The 2,428-nt window shown below is 62.4% G+C and carries 1 protein-coding gene; it reads right to left on the bottom strand.

Translation table 11 applies throughout. The features are described 5' to 3' along the window. Positions 1-34: 34 nt before the first annotated feature. The gene (locus CKO35_RS17385) at positions 35-2,191 is read right to left on the bottom strand and encodes a recombinase family protein (protein WP_200177368.1); all 2,157 of its coding nucleotides are present in this window, start codon (positions 2,189-2,191) and stop codon (positions 35-37) included. Positions 2,192-2,428 lie beyond the last annotated feature (237 nt).

Below are 2,428 nucleotides of genomic sequence, written 5' to 3'. Positions count from 1 at the left end.
GAGATTTACCAGCCATACTGCCTCCGTAATAGGATTATGTGGGTCCGCCGATGGGGTCATCAGACGGGGAATCGGGGTCTTTTATCCAGCGTTGAGGCGCTTTGCGGCGCGCGCGTAGGCGCTCGATCTCAGCCTTGTCGGCCCAAATCAACCATTGCTGGCGGCCCGCACGGGCGACTTGTCGACCCTGTACCCAGCCTCGACGCAGCCAGCTGAACAATGTGACCGGTGGCATGTCTAGGACCAAGGCCAGTTCGTTTATGGGCCACTCATCCGCCCCGCGCTCAGGCCAGGGAACGGGTTTGGCGGGGGAGTGACCGGCCCGGACCCCCTCACGGATGAGCAGATTGGTCACCATGGGGCCATTGAAGGTCTCACGTCGTTTTGGCGGGCGCCAGCCCTCGGCGTTGAGTTGCTCGGCGATCTGCGGGCAGCGGTACCCGGCTTGATGCAGTTCCAGCGTGCGGGCGACGAGTTGAGGGTAGTCACTCAGTTGCTCCAAACGCGCCACCGGACGCACCAGGAGGGTGTGGGTACGATGGCCGCCAATCCAGTGGATCTCCACCGTGACCCGCTCGCTGTCATCGATCACGGTGGCAATCACCCGTTCAATGAGTAGGCGTACGATACTCTGGCGATCCGCATTGGTGGTGGTGGAAGCCCGCCAGAGTGCCGGGATGTCGGCGGCGAGTTGGCGAATACGGGCGCGCTCAGCCTCCGATAAAGTGGCCGGCTCGCTGGCACGCATGCGTTCATAGTCGGCCTTGAGCTGCGCTTCGGCGATGAGGGCAGCCTCCCACTGCTGTTCCAGGGTACGGGCGACCAGACGATGCTCCGGCTCCACTGCCTGGTATTGGCGCTCGGCCCGCTCGACCTCGTAACGCGCTCGTTCCAGGCGTCGACCCCAATCAGCATGATGGCGCGCCCGTTCGCCTTCCAGATCCGCCGCCACCTGCATGCTGATCTCCAGGGCCGCAGGTTCCAGGGCCTCCAGGACCAAGCGGGCGATGAGGGCATCGAGCGGTTTTCCAGCCAGCGTTTGACAGGACGGCCCAGCATAATCCGTCGCCTCTCGACAGCAACTGTAGCGCAAGCGCGTTCCGCCATTGGAGTATTGGGGAGCCATACTCAAACCGCAATGGCCGCAGATCAGGCGCCCCGACAGCAGCGATACTCCGTGGCGCACCCACCCTCCGGCCCGGGCGGTGTTGGCGGCCATCTGTGCGATATTGGCCTCATACTGGGACCAACTGATGTAGGCAGGCAGATGGTCCTTGATCAGGACCATCCAATCGTCCATGGCCGCCACGGTCCGCCCGGTGCCGGGCCGACCGGGTTGGCATCGGCGCGGGTCCGTGGGACGCCGCCCATACGCGTAGGCGCCCGCATAGGCGGGGTTATGCAGTAAATTGCTCAAGGTGACCCGGCTGGGACGGCGCCACTGCAGTTGTCCGGTTTGTGGCCCGGTACGGATGCGATAGGGCAGTGCCAGCTGGTGAGTCACCAGATGTTGCAGGACACCGTTGATCGTGCGACGCCGGGCAAATTGCTCAAAGACGGTCGCGATGGCCGCTTGGGCCTGAGCATCCGGGTCCTTGATGACCGCTCCACCCGGGTCCCTGATGTAGCCCATCGGCAACGCAAATTTGAGCTCACCACGCCGGGCCTTGGCCTTTCTGCCCTCGGACATCCGCTGTTTCAGGATATGCAACTCGGCTTCCGACATGGTTCCCTTCAATCCCAGCAACAGCCGATCGTTGTAGGTCTGCGGATCATACAGCCCATCCGCATCACCGATAAGGGTAGAGAATAGGGCGCAAACTTCCAGCAGCTGGTACCAGTCACGTGAACTGCGTGCCAGGCGGGAAACCTCGATACCCAGGACAATGCCGACATGATCAAGGCCGACTTCGGTCATCAAGCGTTGAAAACCCGGCCTTCCCTCGGCGTGGGCTCCAGAGCGCCCCAGGTCCTCGTCAATCATCAATACCTGATCGGGCGCCCAACCCAGTTCAACAGCACGATCCGCAAGCGCGTACTGCAGGCGTGTCGACTCTTGGTGACGTTCAACCTGTTGCAGAGTCGACTGGCGAACGTAGATGGCCGCCATACGCTTGCGGTGGGTCGGCTGAATCTTGCCCGCAAACGGGCCGAGCCCGGGCAGCGGACTCACGGGGTGTTCGGTGATCATTGGTCGGCTCCTCGGGTGGTATTTCCCGGAGCCGGCGTTCTACCAGCTGACTCAGCAGTGCAAGCAAGGGCTCCTGCCGCTCTCGTGGCAGGTGGCTCCAGTCGATTGGAGCCCTTCGGGTCACGCCGCTGATCCAGCCATCGTGCCAACCCCAACAACGCTTTAACATCGAGTATTGACGGCGTTTCTGGGGTTGTCAAAAATACTTCTATGGCGGTCTTGGTGATGGGGTATCGA

The sequence above is a fragment of the Ectothiorhodospira shaposhnikovii genome, assembly GCF_016584105.1.
In the GTDB taxonomy this organism is placed as follows: domain Bacteria; phylum Pseudomonadota; class Gammaproteobacteria; order Ectothiorhodospirales; family Ectothiorhodospiraceae; genus Ectothiorhodospira; species Ectothiorhodospira shaposhnikovii.
This window is presented reverse-complemented; position numbering and strand designations above follow the sequence as displayed.